A 20,495-nucleotide genomic window follows, 5' to 3' on the forward strand; every position below is an offset into this window, starting at 1 on the left:
CATGACGGCGTGCAATATCGTCGTCTGCCCGCCCTTCACGCCGATTGCACGGGCGGAGGGCTTGGGCGTCGCTATCGCCGCTCAAGACCACCTGAATTCGCCGAAATTCTCTCGGGCGGCCGCTTGAGTTTCAATAATGATCGCAGGGTAGAACGCGCCCAGATTTGCTGTTTATGTCAGGATACCGGGAAGGAAAGAGCATGAAACGCTTTGAGCAAAAGACTGTCGTCATTACCGGGGGTAGCCGCGGCATCGGAGCGGCGATCGCCAGGCGGTTTGCGAAAGAAGGCGCCAACCTCGTCATCTCCGCAAACGAAGATTCGGTGCATGGGGTCGCCGAGCAGATCAGAGCCGAAGGCGGCAAGGCGATCTCTTTCGTGGGCGATGTCACGGACAAGGCGAGCGTGAAGGCTCTCTATGACGCTGCCGAACACGCCTTCGATACGGTCGACATTGCAATTCAAAATGCCGGCGTCATCACCATTGCCCGCGTCGAGGATCTGACCGAAAACGAGTGGGACAAGGTGATGGCGGTCAACACCAAGGGCGTCTTCCTCTGCGCCCAGGAGGCGATATCAAGAATGCGCAAGCACAAGCGCGGCGGCCGCATCATCAACACCGCCTCCGGCCAGGCCCGCGACGGCTTCATCTATACCCCGCATTATGCAGCCTCGAAAATGGGCGTCGTCGGCATCACCCAGAGCCTGGCCAAGGAAGTCGCGACCGAGAAGATCACCGTCAACGCCTTCTGCCCCGGCATCATCGAAACCGATATGTGGGCCTATAACGACCAGGCCTGGGGTAAGCTGCTCGGCAACTACGCCCCCGGCGAGCTGATGAAGGAATGGGTCGAGGGCATCCCGATGAAGCGGGCCGGCTCCGGAGAAGACGTCGCCGGCCTGGTCACCTTCCTCGCCAGCGACGACGCCGCCTACATCACCGGCCAGACGATCAATGTCGACGGTGGTTTGATCATGTCCTGAGCCCTCTCGGAGGCGACGGTGCCATGGCGGCCAGCCCCGTCCTTCGAGGGCGGGTGGCTCGACCTCATACACTGCCGATCCCCGCCCCTCGCCCCACCTATGTCCGGCTGATCGACACCCCGCCATCCGCTAGCATCGCCGTGCCGGTCACGAAGCTCGACATGTCGGAGGCGAGGAACAGCGCGGCTTTGGCGATCTCTTCGGGCTGCGCCATGCGTTTCAGCGCATGCAGCCCCTCCACGAAGGCGAGCACCTCGGGTGTCGCGTCCGGTGCGTTGGTGATGCTGGCGGGTGTGTCGGTGCCGCCGGGCAGCAGGGCGTTGACGCGGATCTTCTGCCCGCCGAGTTCGGCGGCGAGCACCTGCACGAAGCCGATCAGTCCCGCCTTGCTCGCCGCATAAGCGGCCATGCCGGGCATGCCGACGGTGTGGCCGACGAAAGTCGAGGTGAAGATCAGCGATCCGCCGCTTTTTCCCATCGCCGCCGACTGGTGCTTGGCGCCGAGGAAGGCTGCCGTCAGATTGGTCTCGATCGTCTCGCGCCAGCCCTCCAGCGATAGCCCGGCGACCGGTCCCATCTCGCCGAGGATGCCGGCATTGTTGAAGGCGATGTCGAGCCGGCCGAAACGCGAGACTGCCGTCTCGACGAGCCGTGCCTGCAGCGCCTCGTCCCTGACATCGCCCGATATGGCGACCGCCTGTCCGCCCTTCGCCTCGATTTCGGCGATGACGGCATCAAGCGCGTCCTGTCGGCGGCCGGTGACCACGAGCTTGGCGCCTTCCCGCGCAAAGAGTTTCGCCGCCGCGCGGCCGATGCCGGAGCTTGCGCCGGTGATGATGGCGATCTTGTCGTTGAGAAGTGTCATATCGGTTTCTCCTGGATTGTTGCGATAACCGAGATGCTCAAACATCAGGCGATACAGCCACCCGTTTCCCGCGTAGGAAGAGAAAAACGCCAATGAGGCGAACCGGCAGGCGCGATGGCATTCCCCATCGACGCCTTGATTGCGGCGTCGGAAATATCGGAATTCAACTTAAAAAACGCGGATTTGCCGGGACTTCCGCCCACACGCCTGCGTTGACATCAGCGCCATTGTGCACCGCATCATCGATTTATGCCTGGTGTGACATTCATCCGATTCCCTTGATGCATCTTCGCGACTAAAAGGGGCGCACAGGTAACGGGAATCTCTTCATGCCGCGGTCACGCAATACTGAGGGCGCCATCTATATGACCATGGCGATGGCCGGCTTTTCTGCAAGCGACGCTCTGTCCAAATCGGTGATCGCCTATATGAACGCCGGCGAGATCATGTTTCTGCGCGGCCTCTTCACCAGCCTGCTCGTCTATCTGATTGCCTGGAAAATGGGCGCGCTGCGCTCCTGGCGCATCATGCTGCAGCCGATGATCATCTTCAGGATCATCTGCGAGACGCTCTCCGCCGTGACCTATATCACCGCGCTCGGCATGATGCCGATCGCCAATGCCTCGGCGATCCTGCAGTCGCTGCCTTTGGTCGTCACCTTCGGTGCGGCGCTCTTCTTCGGCGAGCCGGTCGGCTGGCGGCGCTGGTCGGCGATCCTCGTCGGCCTCATTGGCGTGATGATCATCATCCGTCCCGGCCCCGATGGATTCACCCCCGCCGCCGTCCTCTGCGTCGCTGCGGTGCTGACGACGGCCGGCCGCGATCTCGCCACCCGGAGCATCAGCCCGGAAATTCCCTCGCTGATGATAACCGTCATCACCGCCATGTCTGCCTCCTTCTTCGGCGCGCTGCTGATCCCGGTGCTCGGCGGCTGGCAACCGGTCAGCGCCACCGCGCTCGGGCATCTGGCGCTCGCCTCGGTGCTGGTGCTCGTCGGCTACCAGTCGGTCATCCTTGCCATGCGCACCGGCGAAATCTCCTTCGTGGCGCCGTTCCGCTATACCAGCCTGATCTTCTCCTCCCTGCTCGGCATCTTCTTCTTCGCCGAAGTGCCTGATAGCTGGACGCTTATCGGCGCTGCGATCGTCATCGCCTCCGGCCTCTATACGTTCTATCGTGAGGCCAAGCGCCGCGTATCGCCGATCGCGCAGGAATCCGCCCCGCGCGCGCCAGTCTGAGACAAATGATGGCTGAGACAAATGATGGCTGAGGAAGGATGATGGCTGAATTCTCGCTGGACAGATCCGACATAGCAGGCGTCGTGCTGGCCGGCGGCCGCTCGCAGCGCATGGGCCGCGACAAGGCGGGCGTGATGCTCGGGACCGAGAGCCTGCTCCGCCATGCGCTGACCCGCCTCTCGCAACAGACTTTGCTCGTTGCCGTCAACGCCGATGCCGCCGCCGAGGATGTGCCTGTCGTTTCCGACCGTTTTCCCGGCAAGGCCGGGCCGATGGCCGGCATCCATGCGGCCATGGTCTATGCCGCCGGCCTTCCCTCGATCAGCCATGTCGTCACCGTCTCGGTAGATTGCCCGTTCTTCCCGGCCGATCTCGTCGCCCGGCTGGCCGCAGCGATCGAACGCCCGTCGCAGATCGCCATTGCCGCCTCCGAGGGCCGCAGCCATCCCGTCTTCGGCCTCTGGCCGGTGACGCTGGCCGCTGATCTCGAAGCCTGGATCGCCACCGACGAGAAGCGCCGCGTGCGCGACTTCCTGTTGCGGCATGACGTTACGGAAGTGGCGTTCCCGCTGCATCCGACCCGCGCCAGCCTGCTCGATCCCTTCTTCAACATCAATACGCCTGACGATCTCGTCGAGGCGGAACGCTGGCTGGAGGCCCTTCACGCATGACCGCACCGAAAATCTTCGGCATCGCCGGCTGGAAGAATTCAGGCAAGACGGGGCTCGCGGTCCGGCTGGTGACGGAGTTCACCCGCCGCGGCTACAGGATCTCGACGATCAAGCACGCCCATCACGATTTCGACATCGACAAGGTCGGAGCCGACAGTTATCGCCATCGCCAGGCCGGCGCCCATGAAGTCACCATCGTCTCCGGCACCCGCTACGCCATCATGCACGAGCTGCGCGGCGCCCCCGAACCCGAGTTCGAGGAAATCCTCGCCCGCCTCGCACCCTGCGATCTGGTGCTGATCGAAGGCTACAAGCGCGAGCCGATCCCGAAGATCGAGGCCCGCCGCCTGGAGGCCGCCAATCGCGAACCGCTGGCGCCGAGCGATCCCCATATCTGCGCCATCGCCGCCGATCACGCCGTCACGGATGCAAACCTGCCGGTCTTCGATCTAGACGACACAGGCGCCATCGCCGATTTCATCGCTGACGTCGTCGGCCTTGGACAGGCGAGGCTCTAAGCCAGCTGCGTCACTGCCGGATCTGAGCGTCGGAGCCGTTTCGCCTGCCATCGCCTTGGCGATTTCCTTGGCAAGTTGAGCCTGATTGTAGGGCTTTCCCAATCTCGGAAGATCGATATCGGTGCCGGCGGGAAGATCGGCGTAACCTGTCGCCAGGACGATCGGCACCGCCGGATGAATGTCCCGCGCGGCCTGAGCGAGCTGTGCGCCGGTCATACCAGGCATCGAATAGTCGGTGACGATCAAGTCGAAATGCTGACCGCTCCTGATCAACTCCAGCGCCTGCAAGCCTGAATTTGCTTCGATGACCTCATGGCCGAGATCTTCAAGCATGTCGACCGAACTCATCGCAATCAAGGCATCGTCATCGACCAGAAGGATCTTCAGTCTGGATGCGGCTTGCGCGACGGGCAGCTCCGCCTCGGCCGGCCGCTCGGGGCGTCGTTCGGTGGCCGGGAGCCACAATTCGGCTGTTGTCCCCACCCCAAGCTCGCTTGTCAGAAGAAGTGCGCCATTGAGCTGGACCGCAAGCCCGTGGATCATCGATAAGCCGAGGCCCGTGCCCTTTCCGATCTCCTTGGTCGAGAAAAACGGATCGACCGCCTTCTTCAGCGTCTCCGCGTCCATGCCGGTGCCGCTGTCGGCCACCGCCAACACCAGATAGGTCCCCTCGCCGAGATCGCCGTTATTGCCGCCAACCTGTTCCTGGCGCAGCGAAATAGACAGCGTCCCCCCATCCGGCATCGCATCACGGGCGTTGACCGCAAGGTTGAGCAGCGCCAATTCGAGCTGGTTCGCATCGACCAGCGCCGGCGGCAGGGTCGCCGGCAACATGGTTTCGATGCTGATCGAGGATCCGACCGAGCGCCGCAACAGGTCGTTCATGCCGGAGACCAGCTCGGCCAGATCGACGGGCTTGACCTGCAGATCCTGCTGCCTGGCAAAAGCCAGCAGCCGCTGCGTCAGCGCCGCCCCGCGCCGCGCCCCCTGAAGCGCCCCGTCGATCAGACGCGTCGCTTTGGCATCTCCGGCCGCGTGCTTGCCGAGCAGCTCCAGATTTCCGAGAACGACCATCAGCAGGTTGTTGAAGTCGTGGGCGACGCCGCCGGTCAGCTGACCGATCGCTTCCATCTTCTGCGATTGGCGAAGCTGCTCCTCGGCTCTTTCACGCTGGGCGACTTCCTCGAGCAGGGTCTGGTGGGCGGCGTTGACCTCCCTGGTCCGTTCCCTCACGCGCTCCTCGAGGTTTTCATTGAGCCGTCGCAGATTTTCCTCGATGGTCTTGCGGGCGGTGGTATCGGAGCAGACCCCGACGAGCTTTCTGGCGGAACCATATCTGTCGGTGTAGAGCTGCGCATGGACCTCGGTCCAATGCAGTGATCCATCCGGCCAGATCGTTCTGTGCTCGATCGAATAGTCGAGTCCGGTATCGATCGTACGGCGCAGGCGTGCCAGCACAATGTCCCGGTCGTCGGAGTGGATGCTCGCAATCAGATCGTCACGCGTAACCTCATCATCCGGCGCTCGACCGAAGACCGCTTTGCAGGTCGCCGAGGCGAACAAGGCCATCGAGGACAGCTCCAGCTCCCAGGCCCCGAGACGACCGGCGGCGAGCGCCGTCTGCAACCGTCGTTCTCCTTCGCTGAGAGCCTCGAGCCGGGCGCGCGCTTCATATTGGCGCAGGCGCCCCTTCAACGCGGTCCGGGCAACGCTGATGAAGGAGGTCGCATGGAACGGCCTTTCCAGGAAGGTGACATTGCCCAGAACCTCGGAAAGCCTGGCAGCGGCCGGATTTCGTTCAGGCCCGCCGCCACGTATGGTGAGTACGATGAACGGCAGGTCTGACCAGCTCGGCTGGGCCGAGACCCAGGCGGCGATCGGCTTGAGATCGCTCGAGCGAACGGCCTCTTCCGTCAGCACGCCAAGCGCGATGTCATCGCTGAGCGATGACGCGAACATAGACAGGTCGGCGGCGGCAATCGATGTCAATCCGGCCTCATCGACCAGCGATCTCGCCACCCAGGCATCGCGACCGGCGGGGGCGTAGATCAATGCTTTCGGTTTGCTGGAATTAGGAATTGCCGCTATCCCCGCCATTGGTCGACAGGAGCGGCGCCAAGGGCGCGATAAATTCGGGAACGCCGCGAAGCACGCCCTGGAACCCGGTGAGAGGATCGCCGAATCTCAAGCCGGAAGCGTCGATGCGGTACTCACGGATGGTATCCTCGTGAAAGCCGGTCCTCTTCTTGATCACGGAGACCGCCCGACGCACCTTACCCGCAGCCTCGAAATAGCGCAGCAGAATGACGGTATCGGCGAGATAGGTGACGTCGACGGGAGCCTTCATGTCGCCAACCAGCCCGTGCTGCGCAACGGTCAGGAAGGTATTGGCGCCTTGCCTGTTCAGATATTGCAGCAGCTCATGCATATGAAGGATCAGCGAATTCTCATCCGGCATCGAAGCCTGATAACCGTTGATACTGTCGATGATGACGGTTTTCGCATCCGACTTGTCGACGCACTTGCGCACGCGATCAGCAAATTCGCCGGGCGACAGTTCGGCGGCGTCGAGCTGTTCGATGTGGATAAGACCCGCATCCCTCATGGCTTCGAGATCCATTCCGAGCGCTTTCAGCCGCGTGAAGAGCAGGCCTAGCTCTTCGTCGAAAATGAAGGCCGCCACTTTCTCGCCGCGCGCCACCGCCGCCATCAGGAATTGAAACGAGAAGGTGCTTTTGCCTGTGCCGGCAGGACCGAGGATCAGGGTACTGGAACCCCGCTCGAGGCCGCCGCCGAGAAGAAGATCCAGCTCCGCAATATCACAGGAAATCTGATCGCGGACATAGCTCGACCTGTGTTCGGCAGCGACGAGACGCGGAAACACGATCACGCCACCGGTCTGGATGATGAAATCATGATAGCCGCCGCGGAAGGCCTGCCCGCGGTATTTCATGACCCTCAGACGTCGGCGTTCGGAGCCGTAGTTCGGCGCCAGTTCCTCAAGATGGATGACACCGTGCACGACGCTGTGCACCGTCTTGTCGAGCACGTCGGACGTCAGATCGTCGAGCAGAAGGACTGTCGCCCCCTGTCGGGCAAAATAGTGTTTGAGCGCGAGGATCTGCCGGCGGTAGCGCAGCGAGCTTTGCGCGAGCAGCCTTATCTCCGACAGGCTGTCGAGAACCACGCGACGTGGCTTGATCCTCTCGAAAGCGGCAAAGATTTCCTTTGTCGTCTCTCCAAGTTCTAGGTCCGATGAATAAAGCAGGCTCTGCTGCTGGTCAGCATCCAACAGGCTTTCCGGAGGAACGACCTCGAAGACCTCGATATTGCCGTCGATCACCATGCCATGCGATGCGGCGCCGGCCCGGAGTTCGCTCTCGGTTTCTGAAAGGGTGATGTAGAGCCCCTGCTCGCCGAGCCGCGCACCTTCGATCAGAAACTGCAGCGCGATGGTCGTTTTGCCCGCTCCTGGATTTCCCTCCAGGAGAAACACGTGGCCCGTGGAAAGGCCTCCCGCCAGAACTGTGTCCAAACCGGACACACCGGTCCGGGCTTTCGTGGCAGGTGCCGCAGTATTCATTCACTGTTTCCTTCGATATCAAGTGTGAATTAGTGGCGAGTGATGGAATGTCAAATCGCTGCAGGCATGACTTCGCTTCCGGCAAGAGCCGATCGATTGAACGTCTCCATGGCTCGGATATCTGCCGGTTCGCGCAGCTCGAATGATGGGCCTCTATCCTCGATAACGAAGCGCATCGACGACGAGGGCGAATGCCGGTGACGTGTGCCGACGGCTTGGGTAGTAGAGATGGTAGCCGGAAAACGGCAGGCACCAGTCCTCGAGGACCCGCACCAGCCGTCCATCGGCAAGATGCCCCTCGACCAGGTTCTCCGGCATGTAGGCCAGCCCGAGACCGGCCAGCACGGCGCTCAGCCGCAGGGCTATATTGTTGAAAACCAGCTGGCCCTCGACGCGAACCCTGAGCTCGCGCCCGTCCTTCTCGAACTCCCATGCATAGACGCCGCCATAGGTCGGCAGACGCAGATTGATGCAATTGTGATCCGTAAGATCCTGCGGCGTCAGCGGCTTCGGCCTGGTGGTGAAATAAGCGGGAGTGCCGACCACGGCCATGCGCATGTCGGGGCCGATGCGCACCGCGATCATGTCCTTCGCCACCTGCTCTCCGAGCCGCACCCCGGCATCGTAACGCCCCGCGACGATGTCGGTGAGGCCGTAGTCGACGATGATTTCCACATTGATATCGGGATAATCGGGCAGCAGCTTTTCCAGGGCGGGCCAAAGGACGGCATCGGCCGCGTGTTCTCCGGCATTGATGCGGATGGTGCCCGCCGGCTTCTCCCGGAACGCGCTCAAAGCAGCCAGTTCGCTCTCGATCTCATCGAGCCGCGGTCCGATGGAGACGAGCAGCCGTTCACCCGCCTCCGTCGGTGAGACGCTGCGGGTCGTGCGTGTCAGCAATCGCAATCCAAGCCGCTCCTCGAGCCCGCGAATGGTGTGGCTGAGCGCCGACTGCGACACACCCAGCTTGCCCGCCGCCTTGGTGAAGCTCTGTGCACGCGCAACGGCGAGGAAAGCGATGAGATCGTTGACGGCAGGGCGTGACATTTATGAAAAATCCTCATGGGTTCTTGCCGTTTATACCATCTAATCGCAACCAGGCGCACGCCCTAAATACCTTGTTACGCGAGTGGACACGTCCATTCGACATCGAAAGCCCGACATCGAAAGGAAGACGAGGATGGATATAAAGCGAAGCGGTTCGCAGCCTTCGGCCAAGGGACCGGCCGACTGGTTCACCGGCAATGTGCGTGTCGACCCGCTGTTTGCCGTGACCAGCCCCGCTCGCGCGGCTGGCGCCAGCGTCACCTTCGAGCCCGGCGCCCGCACCGCTTGGCACACCCATCCGCTCGGCCAGACGCTGATCGTCACATCGGGCTGCGGTCGTGTGCAGCGCGAAGGTGGCCCCATCGAGGAGATCCGCGCCGGCGACGTCGTCAGCTTCGCCCCGGGTGAACGTCATTGGCACGGCGCATCGCCGACCACGGCGATGACCCATATCGCCATCCAGGAACAGCTCGACGGCAAGGTTGTCGACTGGATGGAGCATGTCACCGACACGCAGTACCAGGGTTAGAAAAGGAAACGGCAATGCAGAAACGTGAACTCGGAAAGAGCGGGCTTCAAGTCTCGGCCATCGGTCTCGGCTGCATGGGGCTGAGTTATGGTTATGGCCCGGCGACAGCAATTCCGGAGGCGATCGCGCTGGTCCGCCGCGCGTTCGAACGCGGCGTGACCTTCTTCGACACGGCCGAGGCCTATGGCCCCTATCAGAACGAAGCGCTTCTGGGAGAGGCCCTGGCGCCTTTCCGCAGCAAGGTGGTGATCGCCACGAAATTCGGTTTCAACTTCGATGCCAATGGCGGCCAGAGCGGCATGAACAGCCGGCCGGAACAGATCCGCGCGGTTGCTGACCAGGCGCTGAAGCGTTTGAAGACCGATGTCATCGACCTCTTCTATCAGCATCGTGTCGACCCCGATGTCCCGATCGAAGATGTGGCCGGCACGGTCAAGGCGCTGATCGCCGAGGGCAAGGTCAGGCATTTCGGCCTCTCGGAAGCAGGCGCCCAGACGATCCGTCGCGCCCATGCGATCCAGCCGGTGGCGGCACTGCAGAGTGAATATTCGCTGTGGTGGCGCGAACCCGAGCAGGAAATCCTGCCGGTGCTCGAAGAGCTCGGCATCGGTTTCGTGCCCTTCAGCCCGCTCGGCAAGGGCTTCCTCACCGGCGCGATCAGCGAAACGACGACCTTCGACAGCAAGGACTTCCGCAACATCGTGCCGCGCTTTTCCCAGGAAGCGCGCAAGGCCAACCAGGCACTCGTCGATCTGCTCGCGGACATCGCCGCCCACAAGAAGGCAACCGCCGCCCAGGTCGCCCTGGCATGGTTGCTGGCACAAAAACCCTGGATCGTGCCGATCCCCGGCACCACCAAGCTGCATCGCCTCGAGGAGAACATTCAGGCCGCCGAGATCGAACTGACGGCCGAGGATCTTGGCAGCATCGAAAACGCGCTCGCCACCATCAAGGTGGAAGGCGATCGTTATCCCGCGCATCTGCAGGCAAGGGTCAATCGCTGAGGGCCGCCAACAATGGAAAAGGAGCGCCCGCAGTCATTTGCGGCCGCTTCTTCGTCGATCGCATCATCGTCTCGGTGCCGGCGCGTTCTCCTGGAAGGCCGGTATCGCTTCCAGCCGAGCGACAATCTCCGCGATATTTGGCCATTGGGCGAGATCGAAGCCCATACGCCGGGCGCTGATCGCCTGAGGAAAAAGGAAGATATCGGCAACACACGGCTGATCCCCAACGGCGAAAGCCCCCTGCCTGCGGCCGGCGATCATCGTCTCGATCGCGGCCATTCCCTCGCCGACCCAATGACGATTCCAGGCGGCAACGGCATCGGCATCCGCCTGGAAGGTCTTGCCGAGATGCAGGCCGATCCGCGGCGGCAGCAGCGCATGGATCTCGGCGGCGATCGCAAGCGCGATCGACCGCGCCAGCGCCCTGTCCTCCGCCGTTCCAGGCAGCAGCGCCGGTTCGGGCTGAATCTCGTCGAGATATTCGACGATCGCCAGCGACTGGGTGATGAGGACGCCGCCATCCGTCAGCAAGGCCGGGACCAGCCCTTGCGGATTGACGCTGCGATATCCGGCCTGCCGGCTCTCGGCATTTTCGCCGAGGATGGTCACCGGCAGTGTTTCCGCCGTCAATCCCTTGAGGGCGAGCGCGATACGGACTCTCGACGTCGCCGAGGAAATTTCATTCTGATAGAGCTTCACGGGTCTTCTCCCTAGCGACCTAAAAGAGGGGTTGGAACGGCCGCGGCGCCCCGGAAGACGACGCTGCGGATGCTGCCGTCACGAGGCCCGCAAGCGGCGAAGGCTCCTGCGAGCTTACGTCGTAGATGCAGGGCGCGGCGAAGACCGCCGCTCCCAGAATGCAGATGATCATCAATCTCATCAGATCCTCCAACGACGAGGCCCGGTCGGCCTCGTCGTGTTTGCTTTCGGCTGCTGTCCTTTGCCCGCCGCGGCCAATGGCCTTCGGCGGGCAATGCATTCGTCAGGCAACGCTCAATTCGACATGGATATTGCCGCGCGTGGCCTTCGAGTAAGGGCAGGTCTGGTGCGCCTCTTCAATGAGCGCTCTTGCCACATCCGCTTCGATCCCTGGCAGGCTGACCTTGAGACGGGCCTGCAGGAAATAGCCGCCATCGGCCGTTCCCAAATCGACCTCGGTGTCGACGGCGAGATCGGCGGGGAGCCTGACCTTTTGATTGGCCGCGGCAAAGCCGATCGCGCCGATGAAGCAGGCAGACCAGCCGGCGGCGAAAAGCTGTTCGGGATTGGTGCCGGCCCGGTTGCTGCCCGGAGGCGAAAGCTTGATATCCAGCTGGCCGTCGTCGCTGTGCGAAGCGCCGTCGCGCCCGCCCGTCGTATGGGTCTTGCCGGTATAGAGAACCTTGTCGATCTTTGTCATGGAACACTCCTTGTGTTGCGTCGCTTCAGGCGACTGGCCGCGCTGCGCGGCCGGGTTGACGGAGTGTGTTTTGACCGACGGATATATCCGCCATGTTTCCGAAATCGCCCGAAATGTCACAAAACGTAGCATCCGATATCGAGGACATCTTTACATACAAACATCGCGAAATTTTGCGGCGGCTGCCGATGTCAATGGATGGTGACTTCCGCCGCCAGTCCGCCGTCGGCGCGATTGTAGAGCCGGAGCGACCCGCCGATCTTGGCCGTCAGCTGCTGGGCGATGGCAAGACCGAGACCGGTGCCGCCGGTTTCCCGGTTGCGGGATTGTTCCAACCGGAAGAAAGGCTGCATGGCGGCTTCCAGCAGATCGTCCGGAATTCCCGGCCCGCGATCCATGACTGTGATGACGATATCGTTCTCGGCGCTGCGCTCGACGCTGATCTCGGCAGCGCCGGCGAACTTCAGCGCATTGTCGATGAAGTTCGACAGGATTCGGCGAAGCGCATGCGGCTTGGTGAAGGCGGCGCCGTGAACCAGCCCGACGACGGTGACGGCCTTTCCGGTATCCTGATAGTCATAGGCTATGCTGTCGATGAACGAGGCGAGATCGATGCGGGCGTTCTTCTCGCCGTCGCCATGCGCGCTGCGCGCATAGGCAATCCCGTCCTGGACGAGACGCTGGATCTCGCCGAGATCATGCACCAGCTTGTTTTTCTCCGGCGAATCCTCCGCCATGTCGGCGCGCAGCCGCATGCGAGTGATCGGCGTCTGCAGGTCATGCGAGATTGCCGCCAGGATCTGGACGCGCTCTTCGAGGTAATGGGCAATCCTCTCCCGCATCGCGTTGAACGCCCTTGCCGCATGCGCGACCTCGCTCGGCCCCGCCTCGCTCAAGGCCGGACCATCCTTGTTCGGGTCGAGGGCATCGGCGGCGGCAGCAAGCGCGCCGAGCGGTCGGATAACCTGACGAACCGCAAACCAGGTACAAAGAATGAGCAGCGCCATCTGGATGACGAAGACATAGGGCAACCACGCGGCGATCGGCATGACCCCCTTCGGCGTGACGTCGATCGTCAACGGGCTTCCGTCGCTGAGCGTCAGATGCGCCTGCAACCGGTTCACATCGCCAGGAATCCGTTCGATACGGATCGGAAAGCGGTGCCCGATCGCCTCCTCGATCTTGCCTGATATCTCGGCGCCCTTGCTTGACGTGTCAGGCACGCCGGCAAGGCCGGGTCCGAGCACGAAACGGTAGTTGCCGCGGCTCAGCCGATCCAGCAGATCGCCACGTTCGCCTGGCGGAAGTCGGTCGAGAACGGCAATCGACGTCGCAACGTCGTTTTCCAGCGTGCCGAGCATCACGGCCTTGGCCGACATATAGCGCTCCATATAAAGAACGCTGAAGGACAGCCCGTAGGCCACAGCCAAGCCAATCAGCAGGATCAGAAATATCCGCGAGCGCAACGTGCTCGGCCAAGCCAAACCCGAGCGCAAAGGGACCACCGACTTCATTGGCGCAGCTCCGAGATTTCGACCGGAACTGAAAACACATAACCTTCGCTGCGCACCGTCTTGATGTAGGTCGGCTCGCGTGCGTCGTCGCCCAGCCGCTGACGCAGCCGGCTGACCAGGAGATCGATCGAGCGATCGAAGAGATCGGCGTCGCGGCCCTGTGTAAGACTCAGAAGCTGGTCGCGATTGAGCACCCGCTGCGGATGGTCGATGAAGACGCGAAGCAGACGGTATTCGGCGCCGCTAAGCGCAATCGCGGTCCCCTCCTTGTCGAGAAGATGCCGGGCGACCGTATCGAGCCGCCAGTCGCCGAAGGTCAGCAACTGTCCGGCCTCGCTGATCTGCAGATTGGGCGGCAGCATGCGCGTCCGCCGCAGCACCGCCTTGATGCGGGCGAGCAACTCGCGCGCTGCAAACGGTTTGGCAAGATAGTCGTCGGCGCCCATCTCCAGGCCGAGGATCCGGTCCATCTCATCGGTGCGGGCCGTCAGCATCAGGATCGGGATCGCCTTGTGCCGGCCGGCACGCAGTTCGCGGCACAGCACCAGCCCATCGTCGCCCGGCATCATAACATCGAGCACGATCAGGTCGACGGCATTGGCCTCGATAAAACTGCGCATCTGGCGCCCGTCGGCGGCAACGCTCGTCCTGAGACCGTTCTTCTGCAGATAGCCCGAGACCAGCTCGCGGATTTCGCGATCGTCATCGACAATCAGGATGTGATCGACATGATCCATATTTCCCGGTTCCTCACCCGTAAAGGCGGCCGCGCCCGCCGCCTCGATATCGAAGCGGTTGACGCGACCTACGCATATTCCGCCGGCCGGAGCAACGAGGCCCTGCGGCACGATACCGTCGACTTAGAAGCGATCGACGTCTATGACAGCCTGCGCGAAGGCCTGCGGCGCCTCCTGAGGCAGGTTATGGCCGATGCCGCCGCCGATCGTGCGATGCTCGTATCTGCCGGAGAACTTTCCGGCATAGGCGGAAGGCTCCGGATGCGGTGCACCGTTTGCATCGCCCTCCATGGTGATCGTCGGTACGGAAATGACAGGCGCTCCCGCAAGCGTCTGTTCATAGGCATCGTACTTGGCCTCGCCTTCGACAAGCCCCAGGCGCCAGCGATAATTGTGAATGACGATGGCGACGTGGTCGGGGTTGTCGAAGGCGGCGGCCGATCTGCCGAATGTGACATCGTCGAAGTTCCACTTCGGCGAAGCCGTCTGCCAGATAAGCTTTGCGAAATCATGGGTGTTGCTCTCGTAACCCAGACGGCCGCGTTCGGTGGCGAAATAGAACTGATACCACCAGGCAAGTTCGGCCTTCGGCGGCAGCGGCTTCTTGTTGGCCTCCTGGCTGCCGATCAGGTAGCCGCTCACCGAGACCATCGCCTTGCAACGCTCCGGCCAGAGCGCCGCCATGATGTTGGCGGTCCGCCCGCCCCAGTCATAGCCGGCAATGACCGCCTTCTCGATATCGAGCGCATCGAGCAGCGCGATCATATCGGCGGCGAGCGCTGACGGCTGGCCGTTGCGCGGCGTCTGGTCGTCCAGGAAGCGGGTCGTGCCGTAACCGCGCAGATAGGGCACGATCACCCTGTAGCCTGCCGAGGCAAGCAGCGGTGCGACATCGACGAAACTATAGATGTCATAGGGCCAGCCATGCAGCAGCAGCACGACAGGACCGTCCGCCTTCCCCGCCTCGGCATAACCGATATCGAGCACGCCGGCTTTCACCTGCTTCAGCGCTTCGAAGGACGTGTGGGTTCCCACCTTGACGTCAGGCACGGATGCGGCGGGCGCTGATTGAGCGGCGGCCTTGCCGGCCACGCCGAACTCGACCGCCGCAAGGGCGACGGCCGTCATGCCGAAGAAGCGGCGGCGGTGATGATTGATTTGCTCTGACATCGGTCTCTCCTGTCGAATGGATCACGGTGCTGAAATGAGGTTGCGCTTGTATCCCTCATATGTCGCAAGCCGTCGGTTTTGCATGCGGATGTAGCTTTCGGCCGCCGGGATACATTCTGATACAATCGCGCCGACCGAGCAAAGCCTCGCGCCGGCCCCGGCGCTTTCGCCACAGCCCATCGCTGGGCGGCAGTTTGTATCGCTTTGTATCGCCCGCCGCGACCGCAATAGTTCGGTACATTTCCCCGCGAAACCGGACACATCGAGGATACGTCCGCCCGGCCATATCCCCGCCGTTGCTGGTTCGGGCCCCATCGCCGTCCAGAGCCCGATCAATCGGTTTCAAAGGAAACGATGATGACACTTCTGATCATTGCCTATCTCGGAGGCGCGCTGACGATCCTCAGCCCCTGCATCCTCCCCATCCTCCCCTTCGTCTTTGCCCGTGCCGGACAGCCCTTCGTCAGGAGCACGCTGCCCATGCTGGCGGGCATGGCCGCCACATTCGCGCTGGTTGCCACGCTTGCCGCAGTCGGCGGCAGCTGGGCCATTCGCGCCAATGAATATGGCCGCCTTGCCGCGATCGTCCTGCTTGGGCTCTTTGGCCTGAGCCTGCTTTCACCACGCTTCGCAAGCACGCTTGCCCGGCCGGTCGTCGACCTTGGAAACAACCTGCTAAATGCCAGCGGCGGCGGACGCGCCGCCCCGACGGCAAAGAGCGCGCTCATTCTCGGCATCGCCACCGGTCTGCTCTGGGCCCCCTGCGCCGGACCGATCCTCGGCCTCGTTCTGACGGGGGCGGCCTTGCAGGGCGCCAATCTGCAGACGACCTTCCTGCTGATCGCCTATGCCGCCGGTGCTGCAACGTCCCTTGCCGCCGCCTTGCTGGTCGGCGGCAGGATATTCACCGCCATGAAGCGCTCTCTCGGCCTCGGCGACCGGATTCGTCAAGGGCTCGGCGCTGCCGTGCTGGCGGGTGTCGCCGTCATCGCGCTCGGCCTCGATACCAGCCTGCTCGCCCGGCTCTCCTACGCCAGCACCGCATCGCTGGAACAGGCCGTGCTCAACAGGTTGCATGCAAGGCCGCTGAGTGGCGCATCCTCCGAGCTGGCGAGCAAAGACATGGTGATCGCCGCCGCCGATACGAAGAAGCCCTTCCGCAGCGATCTGCCCGTCGAAGGTGACGCGCCTTCGCTCGACGGCGCGGTCGAATGGCTGAACTCGAAGCCGCTGACATCAGAGCAGTTGCGGGGCAAAGTGGTTCTCGTCGACTTCTGGACCTATTCCTGCATCAACTGCATTCGCACCATCCCCTATGTCAGGGCCTGGGCGGAAAAATATGCCAACCAGGGCCTCGTGGTGATCGGCGTCCACGCCCCGGAATTTGCCTTCGAGAAGAAGATCGACAACGTCAAAAGCGCAATCGACGATTTCAAGATCGGCTATCCCGTTGCGATCGACAATGATTACAAAATCTGGCGCGCCTTCCAGAACAGCTACTGGCCTGCCGCCTATCTGATCGATGCCAAGGGCCAGATTCGTTACCACCATTTCGGCGAAGGCAATTACGACAGGACCGAAAAGGCCATTCAGGACCTGTTGCGTGAGGCCGGCAGCCAGACGACGGCAAGCGCGCCGGTCACGCCGGATGCCAAGGGCGTGGAAGCCGGCCCTGATCTCCGCAACATCCGCTCCGGCGAGACCTATCTCGGCTACGAACAGGCGGCGAACTTCGCCTCTGCGGAAGGGCTGCAGGCCGACGTGGCGCAAAATCATACGATCGGCGAACCGGGCCTCAACGAATGGGGCCTCTCCGGAGCCTGGATCGTCGGCCCGGATCAGGCGACCCTTGATCAGCCGGGCGGCGGCATCACTTATCGCTTCAGCGCCCGCGATCTGCATCTCGTTCTCGGGCCTGGCGCCGACGGCAAGCCGATCCGCTTCCAGGTGAAGATCGACGGCAAGGCGCCGGGGCCTGACCACGGCGCAGACATCGATGCCGACGGCAACGGCACGGTGACCGCGACCAGGCTTTACCAGCTTGTCCGCCAGTCCGGCCCGGTCGTCGCCCGCAATTTCGAAATCAGCTTCCTCGATCCCGGGGTGCAAGCCTACGCTTTCACATTCGGCTGAACCCGGGACGCATCAATATCCCGACCCTTAACATTGACCCACAGGAGTAATAGTCATGAATAGACGTCTTATGTTCACCGCAGCGCTTGCATTTGCCACCACCGTCATCGCATTCGCGGCAGAGGCTGCCGAGGTGAAAAACATCGTGATCGTCCACGGCGCGCTGGCCGACGGCTCGGGATGGCGTAGGGCGACCGACATTCTCGAAAAACGCGGCTTCAACGTCACCATCGTCCAGCAGCCCATCACCTCGCTCGAGGACGATGTGGCGGCGACCAAGCGCGTTCTCGACTTGCAGCAAGGACCAAGCCTACTCATCGGCCACAGCTATGGCGGCATGGTTATCACCGAAGCGGGCAATGATCCCAATGTCGCCGGGCTCGTCTATGTCGCCGCCTTCCAGCCCGACAAGGGCGAAAGCCTGCTCAGCCTCGCCAGCTCGAAGCCCGCCGGCAGCATGGATATCAAGGAAACGAAGGACGGCAAATATCTCTATCTCGATCCCGGCGCCTTCGCTGCGGCTTTCGCAGCAGACCTTCCGCAAGCCGAAACCGATTTCATGGCAAGGTCGCAGGTCTTCGCCTCGAAGCAGGCTTTCTCGGCCAAGATCACCCAGCCGGCATGGCGAACAAAAAAAAGCTGGTCGATCGTCGCCACCGAGGATCGCTCCATCAACCCCGATCTGGAGCGTGACATGGCAAAACGCGCCGGCAGCGAAGTGACCGAAATCAAGGCCAGCCACGCCGTCTTCGCCTCCCAAGCGGAAAAGGTCGCCGATGCGATCGAAAAGGCGGCAAGACAAGCCGGCAAGTAGCGCGCAGCCAGGAAATGTTCCTAAGCAGTCGCGAGGATGATGCCTCCGGTCGGGCGTCCGCCCGACCGGAGGCGCGCCCTGCCGGCCGGGACCCGCTCCCGCGGCCAAGTCGGCGCCATTTATACAGTTTTGTGACTATTCCATCAAAAAATGGAAGATCATTCACAAATTCTCATTTCAAATTGAGGAGGTTCCCTATAAAATTGAAGCGATATGCCATGTCGGGCGCAACCGGCTGGTGCAGAAACTGTGTCTCGGCGCAAATGCCGAATCGCAGATCCACGGCCGAACGAGACTCGAGAATGGCAGTCCTTGTTAAATTTTCGTCAGAACACTATTCCAGTGTAAACGATAAGGGAGACGCGCGATATGGATAGTCGCAGGGGCCGGCGCATCGCAGTCTTATCCGAGGCCCTTTCACAACATCGCATTCTGCACATCAAGAATGCTGCCGAGATCCTGGGCGTCTCGGAAATGACGGTTCGGCGTGATGTCAGCGCCAATGCAGGCCAGTTCGCGTTCCTGGGCGGCCATATCGTTCCGGCTGTCGAAGCGGAGAACGATGCCTATGAAATTTCCAGGGCAGCCGACAGCCATGCCGCGGCAAAACGACAGATCTGCACACAAGCCATTGATTACATTCACGATGACGATACCGTTTTTTTCGATTGCGGCACCACCTTGCCCTATCTGGTCGATCTTCTCCCAGACAAGATTCATATAACGGCGATCTGTTACGCGCTGAACGTCGCCGATCGTCTGACGCGAAAACCCAACGTTCGCCTTGTTATGCTCGGCGGTCTCTATCACCCCGCATCGGCAAGCTTTTCCGGTGCCTCGGGGCTGGAAATGCTCGATTCGCTGGTGATCAACGTGGCATTCCTTTCTGCAGCCGGTATCGATGCCCGGCGTGGCGCGACATGCGCGCATTTCCACGAAGCGGAGATCAAGAAAAAGGCGATGTCCCGCGCACGGAAGAATATTCTTCTCGCCGACAGCAGCAAGATCGGCAAGCTGAAGCCAGCCTTTTTCAGCGAGATGAAGGCGTTCGATGCGGTCATTACCGAAAACGGCATGAGCGATTTCGACTGACAAATCCGCATTTTTTCTGCGCCTGTCGAAATCTAACTTGACGCGACAGCCAGGTGATGCAACTCTCACAAACAATGAAAAAAAACTAACATTTTCGTTGATTGTGAAGACCGTCTTTCGCTGCGTGCATCTGCACAGAGAGCAACAGGATCTTCACACTCTGCCCGGGAGGATTCTGTTTGGAAACCGTTGCTGTTCACAATGCGGCAAACGCCCCCTCGCAATCGCCGGAGCGCACCCATAACCGGCCGCGCAATGCCGGCATGGAACTCGATCTCTCTTGGGTTCTCGATGCTAGGGTCAACCTGTCTGCCACCGAGCGCCGCATAGCCTCGCTTCCCGGACGCCGGACTGTCAAAAAAGACGCACAGGCGGCTTGGCTCCTGAAGGCGGTTACCTGCATCGATCTGACGACGTTGAACGGCGACGATACCCCCGAGCGCGTCAAGCGGTTGTGCGCGAAGGCGATGAATCCGGTACGCGCCGACCTTCTCGATTCGCTTGGCATGAGCGGCCGTTCGATCACGACCGGCGCCATCTGCGTCTACCATCGTTTTGTTGCAACAGCCGTCGAGGCGCTCGGCGATTCCGGCATTCCGGTCGCAGCGGTTTCGACCGGTTTCCCCGCCGGCCTCAGCCCGCACCACCTCAAGGTCAAGGAAATCGAGGCATCGGTTGCCGATGGCGCCAAGGAAATCGACATCGTCATCACCCGCGAGCATGTGCTGACCGGCAACTGGACGGCACTCTACGAGGAAATGAAAGAATACCGCGCCGCCTGCGGTGATGCGCATGTCAAGGCCATTCTGGCGACCGGCGACCTGAAGACGTTGCGCAATGTCGCCAGGGCCTCGCTGGTCTGCATGATGGCAGGCGCCGATTTCATCAAGACCTCGACCGGCAAGGAAGGCGTCAATGCGACGCTGGCCGTGACATTGACCATGCTGCGGGCGATCCGCGCCTATTACGAGCGCACCGGCATCAAGATCGGCTACAAGCCGGCCGGTGGCATTTCCGCGGCGAAGGACGTGTTAAACTACCAGTTCCTGATGAAGGATGAACTGGGGCGAGAATGGCTGGAGCCCGATCTCTTCCGCATCGGTGCATCGAGCTTGCTTGCTGATATCGAACGGCAGCTGGAGCATCATGTCACCGGTGCCTATTCGGCCCTCAACAGACACCCGATTGGATGATCCAG

At 61.9% G+C, this 20,495-nt stretch carries 20 protein-coding genes; 10 read left to right on the top strand and 10 right to left on the bottom strand.

Annotated features, from left to right (window positions below; translation table 11 throughout):
* The first annotated feature begins 200 nt into the window (after positions 1-200).
* On the top strand, positions 201-983 hold the full coding sequence (locus EEQ99_RS19240; protein ID WP_097543670.1) for an SDR family NAD(P)-dependent oxidoreductase: 783 nt from the start codon (positions 201-203) through the stop codon (positions 981-983).
* A 97-nt stretch (positions 984-1,080) separates the two neighbouring features.
* Here EEQ99_RS19240 and EEQ99_RS19245 read toward each other — a convergent pair whose 3' ends face one another.
* On the bottom strand, positions 1,081-1,848 hold the full coding sequence (locus tag EEQ99_RS19245; RefSeq protein WP_127430938.1) for an SDR family oxidoreductase: 768 nt from the start codon (positions 1,846-1,848) through the stop codon (positions 1,081-1,083).
* Between the two features lie 329 nt (positions 1,849-2,177).
* Between EEQ99_RS19245 and EEQ99_RS19250 the strand changes: the two genes are divergently transcribed.
* The 3 genes from EEQ99_RS19250 to mobB are packed head-to-tail and all read left to right on the top strand — an operon-like array spanning position 2,178 to position 4,275.
* On the top strand, positions 2,178-3,086 hold the full coding sequence (locus EEQ99_RS19250; RefSeq protein ID WP_063475016.1) for a DMT family transporter: 909 nt from the start codon (positions 2,178-2,180) through the stop codon (positions 3,084-3,086).
* A gap of 41 nt (positions 3,087-3,127) precedes the next feature.
* Entirely contained in the window at positions 3,128-3,757 is a 630-nt protein-coding gene (gene mobA / locus EEQ99_RS19255) for a molybdenum cofactor guanylyltransferase MobA (protein ID WP_097594426.1), read from the top strand.
* Positions 3,754-4,275: a molybdopterin-guanine dinucleotide biosynthesis protein B gene (mobB, locus tag EEQ99_RS19260; RefSeq protein ID WP_097543671.1), complete on the top strand. Its 522-nt coding sequence runs from the start codon at positions 3,754-3,756 to the stop codon at positions 4,273-4,275. Before mobA ends, mobB begins: the two co-directional genes overlap by 4 nt.
* Here the strand turns inward: mobB and EEQ99_RS19265 are convergent.
* The 3 genes from EEQ99_RS19265 to EEQ99_RS19275 form a co-directional block, all read right to left on the bottom strand.
* The gene (locus EEQ99_RS19265; RefSeq protein WP_097661283.1) at positions 4,207-6,372 is read right to left on the bottom strand and encodes a hybrid sensor histidine kinase/response regulator; all 2,166 of its coding nucleotides are present in this window, start codon (positions 6,370-6,372) and stop codon (positions 4,207-4,209) included. The genes mobB and EEQ99_RS19265 overlap by 69 nt on opposite strands.
* Positions 6,347-7,858, bottom strand: a complete 1,512-nt coding sequence (locus EEQ99_RS19270; protein ID WP_097543672.1) for an ATPase domain-containing protein — start codon at positions 7,856-7,858, stop codon at positions 6,347-6,349. The genes EEQ99_RS19265 and EEQ99_RS19270 overlap by 26 nt, the downstream gene beginning before the upstream one ends.
* Positions 7,859-8,011: 153 nt before the next feature.
* Entirely contained in the window at positions 8,012-8,905 is an 894-nt protein-coding gene (locus tag EEQ99_RS19275; RefSeq protein ID WP_097543673.1) for a LysR family transcriptional regulator, read from the bottom strand.
* Between the two features lie 133 nt (positions 8,906-9,038).
* Between EEQ99_RS19275 and EEQ99_RS19280 the strand changes: the two genes are divergently transcribed.
* Positions 9,039-9,434 (top strand): (R)-mandelonitrile lyase, encoded by a 396-nt coding sequence (locus EEQ99_RS19280; RefSeq protein ID WP_028758692.1) that lies wholly within the window; start codon positions 9,039-9,041, stop codon positions 9,432-9,434.
* A gap of 14 nt (positions 9,435-9,448) precedes the next feature.
* Complete coding sequence (locus EEQ99_RS19285) at positions 9,449-10,438, top strand: aldo/keto reductase (RefSeq protein ID WP_097543674.1); 990 nt, start codon at positions 9,449-9,451, stop codon at positions 10,436-10,438.
* A gap of 63 nt (positions 10,439-10,501) precedes the next feature.
* Here EEQ99_RS19285 and maiA read toward each other — a convergent pair whose 3' ends face one another.
* From maiA to EEQ99_RS19310, 6 genes are all read right to left on the bottom strand, one after another.
* Entirely contained in the window at positions 10,502-11,137 is a 636-nt protein-coding gene (gene maiA / locus EEQ99_RS19290; RefSeq protein ID WP_097543675.1) for a maleylacetoacetate isomerase, read from the bottom strand.
* Positions 11,138-11,156: 19 nt separating this feature from the next.
* Positions 11,157-11,318: a hypothetical protein gene (locus EEQ99_RS34655; protein WP_164735947.1), complete on the bottom strand. Its 162-nt coding sequence runs from the start codon at positions 11,316-11,318 to the stop codon at positions 11,157-11,159.
* A 102-nt stretch (positions 11,319-11,420) separates the two neighbouring features.
* Positions 11,421-11,837: an organic hydroperoxide resistance protein gene (locus EEQ99_RS19295; protein ID WP_028758695.1), complete on the bottom strand. Its 417-nt coding sequence runs from the start codon at positions 11,835-11,837 to the stop codon at positions 11,421-11,423.
* Positions 11,838-12,028: 191 nt separating this feature from the next.
* A complete protein-coding gene (locus EEQ99_RS19300; protein WP_047610146.1) occupies positions 12,029-13,351 on the bottom strand; it encodes an ATP-binding protein in 1,323 nt (440 codons plus the stop codon).
* Positions 13,348-14,088: a response regulator gene (locus EEQ99_RS19305; protein ID WP_028758697.1), complete on the bottom strand. Its 741-nt coding sequence runs from the start codon at positions 14,086-14,088 to the stop codon at positions 13,348-13,350. The genes EEQ99_RS19300 and EEQ99_RS19305 overlap by 4 nt, the downstream gene beginning before the upstream one ends.
* 123 nt (positions 14,089-14,211) lie before the next feature.
* A complete protein-coding gene (locus tag EEQ99_RS19310; protein ID WP_047610147.1) occupies positions 14,212-15,258 on the bottom strand; it encodes an alpha/beta fold hydrolase in 1,047 nt (348 codons plus the stop codon).
* A gap of 357 nt (positions 15,259-15,615) precedes the next feature.
* Here EEQ99_RS19310 and EEQ99_RS19315 point away from each other — a divergent pair, with 357 nt between their 5' ends.
* The 4 genes from EEQ99_RS19315 (at position 15,616) to deoC (ending at position 20,490) form a co-directional block, all read left to right on the top strand.
* Positions 15,616-17,391 (top strand): cytochrome c biogenesis protein DipZ, encoded by a 1,776-nt coding sequence (locus EEQ99_RS19315; protein ID WP_127430939.1) that lies wholly within the window; start codon positions 15,616-15,618, stop codon positions 17,389-17,391.
* 55 nt (positions 17,392-17,446) lie between these two features.
* On the top strand, positions 17,447-18,205 hold the full coding sequence (locus tag EEQ99_RS19320; RefSeq protein WP_063475025.1) for an alpha/beta fold hydrolase: 759 nt from the start codon (positions 17,447-17,449) through the stop codon (positions 18,203-18,205).
* Between the two features lie 369 nt (positions 18,206-18,574).
* On the top strand, positions 18,575-19,297 hold the full coding sequence (locus EEQ99_RS19325; RefSeq protein WP_028758701.1) for a DeoR family transcriptional regulator: 723 nt from the start codon (positions 18,575-18,577) through the stop codon (positions 19,295-19,297).
* A gap of 179 nt (positions 19,298-19,476) precedes the next feature.
* Positions 19,477-20,490, top strand: coding sequence for a deoxyribose-phosphate aldolase (deoC, locus tag EEQ99_RS19330; protein ID WP_063475026.1), 1,014 nt, complete (start codon positions 19,477-19,479; stop codon positions 20,488-20,490).
* The last annotated feature ends 5 nt before the right edge of the window (positions 20,491-20,495 follow it).

Origin of the sequence: Rhizobium anhuiense, from assembly GCF_003985145.1 — a bacterium.
Taxonomy (GTDB): Bacteria; Pseudomonadota; Alphaproteobacteria; order Rhizobiales; family Rhizobiaceae; genus Rhizobium; species Rhizobium anhuiense.

Bases quoted from the DNA above. Each gene is read 5' to 3' on its own strand.
- EEQ99_RS19240 (WP_097543670.1), top strand. From the start codon at position 201: ATGAAACGCTTTGAGCAAAAGACTGTCGTCATTACCGGGGGTAGCCGC.
- EEQ99_RS19245 (WP_127430938.1), bottom strand. From the start codon at position 1,848: ATGACACTTCTCAACGACAAGATCGCCATCATCACCGGCGCAAGCTCC.
- EEQ99_RS19250 (WP_063475016.1), top strand. From the start codon at position 2,178: ATGCCGCGGTCACGCAATACTGAGGGCGCCATCTATATGACCATGGCG.
- mobA (WP_097594426.1), top strand. From the start codon at position 3,128: ATGGCTGAATTCTCGCTGGACAGATCCGACATAGCAGGCGTCGTGCTG.
- mobB (WP_097543671.1), top strand. From the start codon at position 3,754: ATGACCGCACCGAAAATCTTCGGCATCGCCGGCTGGAAGAATTCAGGC.
- EEQ99_RS19265 (WP_097661283.1), bottom strand. From the start codon at position 6,372: ATGGCGGGGATAGCGGCAATTCCTAATTCCAGCAAACCGAAAGCATTG.
- EEQ99_RS19270 (WP_097543672.1), bottom strand. From the start codon at position 7,858: ATGAATACTGCGGCACCTGCCACGAAAGCCCGGACCGGTGTGTCCGGT.
- EEQ99_RS19275 (WP_097543673.1), bottom strand. From the start codon at position 8,905: ATGTCACGCCCTGCCGTCAACGATCTCATCGCTTTCCTCGCCGTTGCG.
- EEQ99_RS19280 (WP_028758692.1), top strand. From the start codon at position 9,039: ATGGATATAAAGCGAAGCGGTTCGCAGCCTTCGGCCAAGGGACCGGCC.
- EEQ99_RS19285 (WP_097543674.1), top strand. From the start codon at position 9,449: ATGCAGAAACGTGAACTCGGAAAGAGCGGGCTTCAAGTCTCGGCCATC.
- EEQ99_RS34655 (WP_164735947.1), bottom strand. From the start codon at position 11,318: ATGAGATTGATGATCATCTGCATTCTGGGAGCGGCGGTCTTCGCCGCG.
- EEQ99_RS19295 (WP_028758695.1), bottom strand. From the start codon at position 11,837: ATGACAAAGATCGACAAGGTTCTCTATACCGGCAAGACCCATACGACG.
- EEQ99_RS19300 (WP_047610146.1), bottom strand. From the start codon at position 13,351: ATGAAGTCGGTGGTCCCTTTGCGCTCGGGTTTGGCTTGGCCGAGCACG.
- EEQ99_RS19305 (WP_028758697.1), bottom strand. From the start codon at position 14,088: ATGGATCATGTCGATCACATCCTGATTGTCGATGACGATCGCGAAATC.
- EEQ99_RS19310 (WP_047610147.1), bottom strand. From the start codon at position 15,258: ATGTCAGAGCAAATCAATCATCACCGCCGCCGCTTCTTCGGCATGACG.
- EEQ99_RS19315 (WP_127430939.1), top strand. From the start codon at position 15,616: ATGACACTTCTGATCATTGCCTATCTCGGAGGCGCGCTGACGATCCTC.
- EEQ99_RS19320 (WP_063475025.1), top strand. From the start codon at position 17,447: ATGAATAGACGTCTTATGTTCACCGCAGCGCTTGCATTTGCCACCACC.
- EEQ99_RS19325 (WP_028758701.1), top strand. From the start codon at position 18,575: ATGGATAGTCGCAGGGGCCGGCGCATCGCAGTCTTATCCGAGGCCCTT.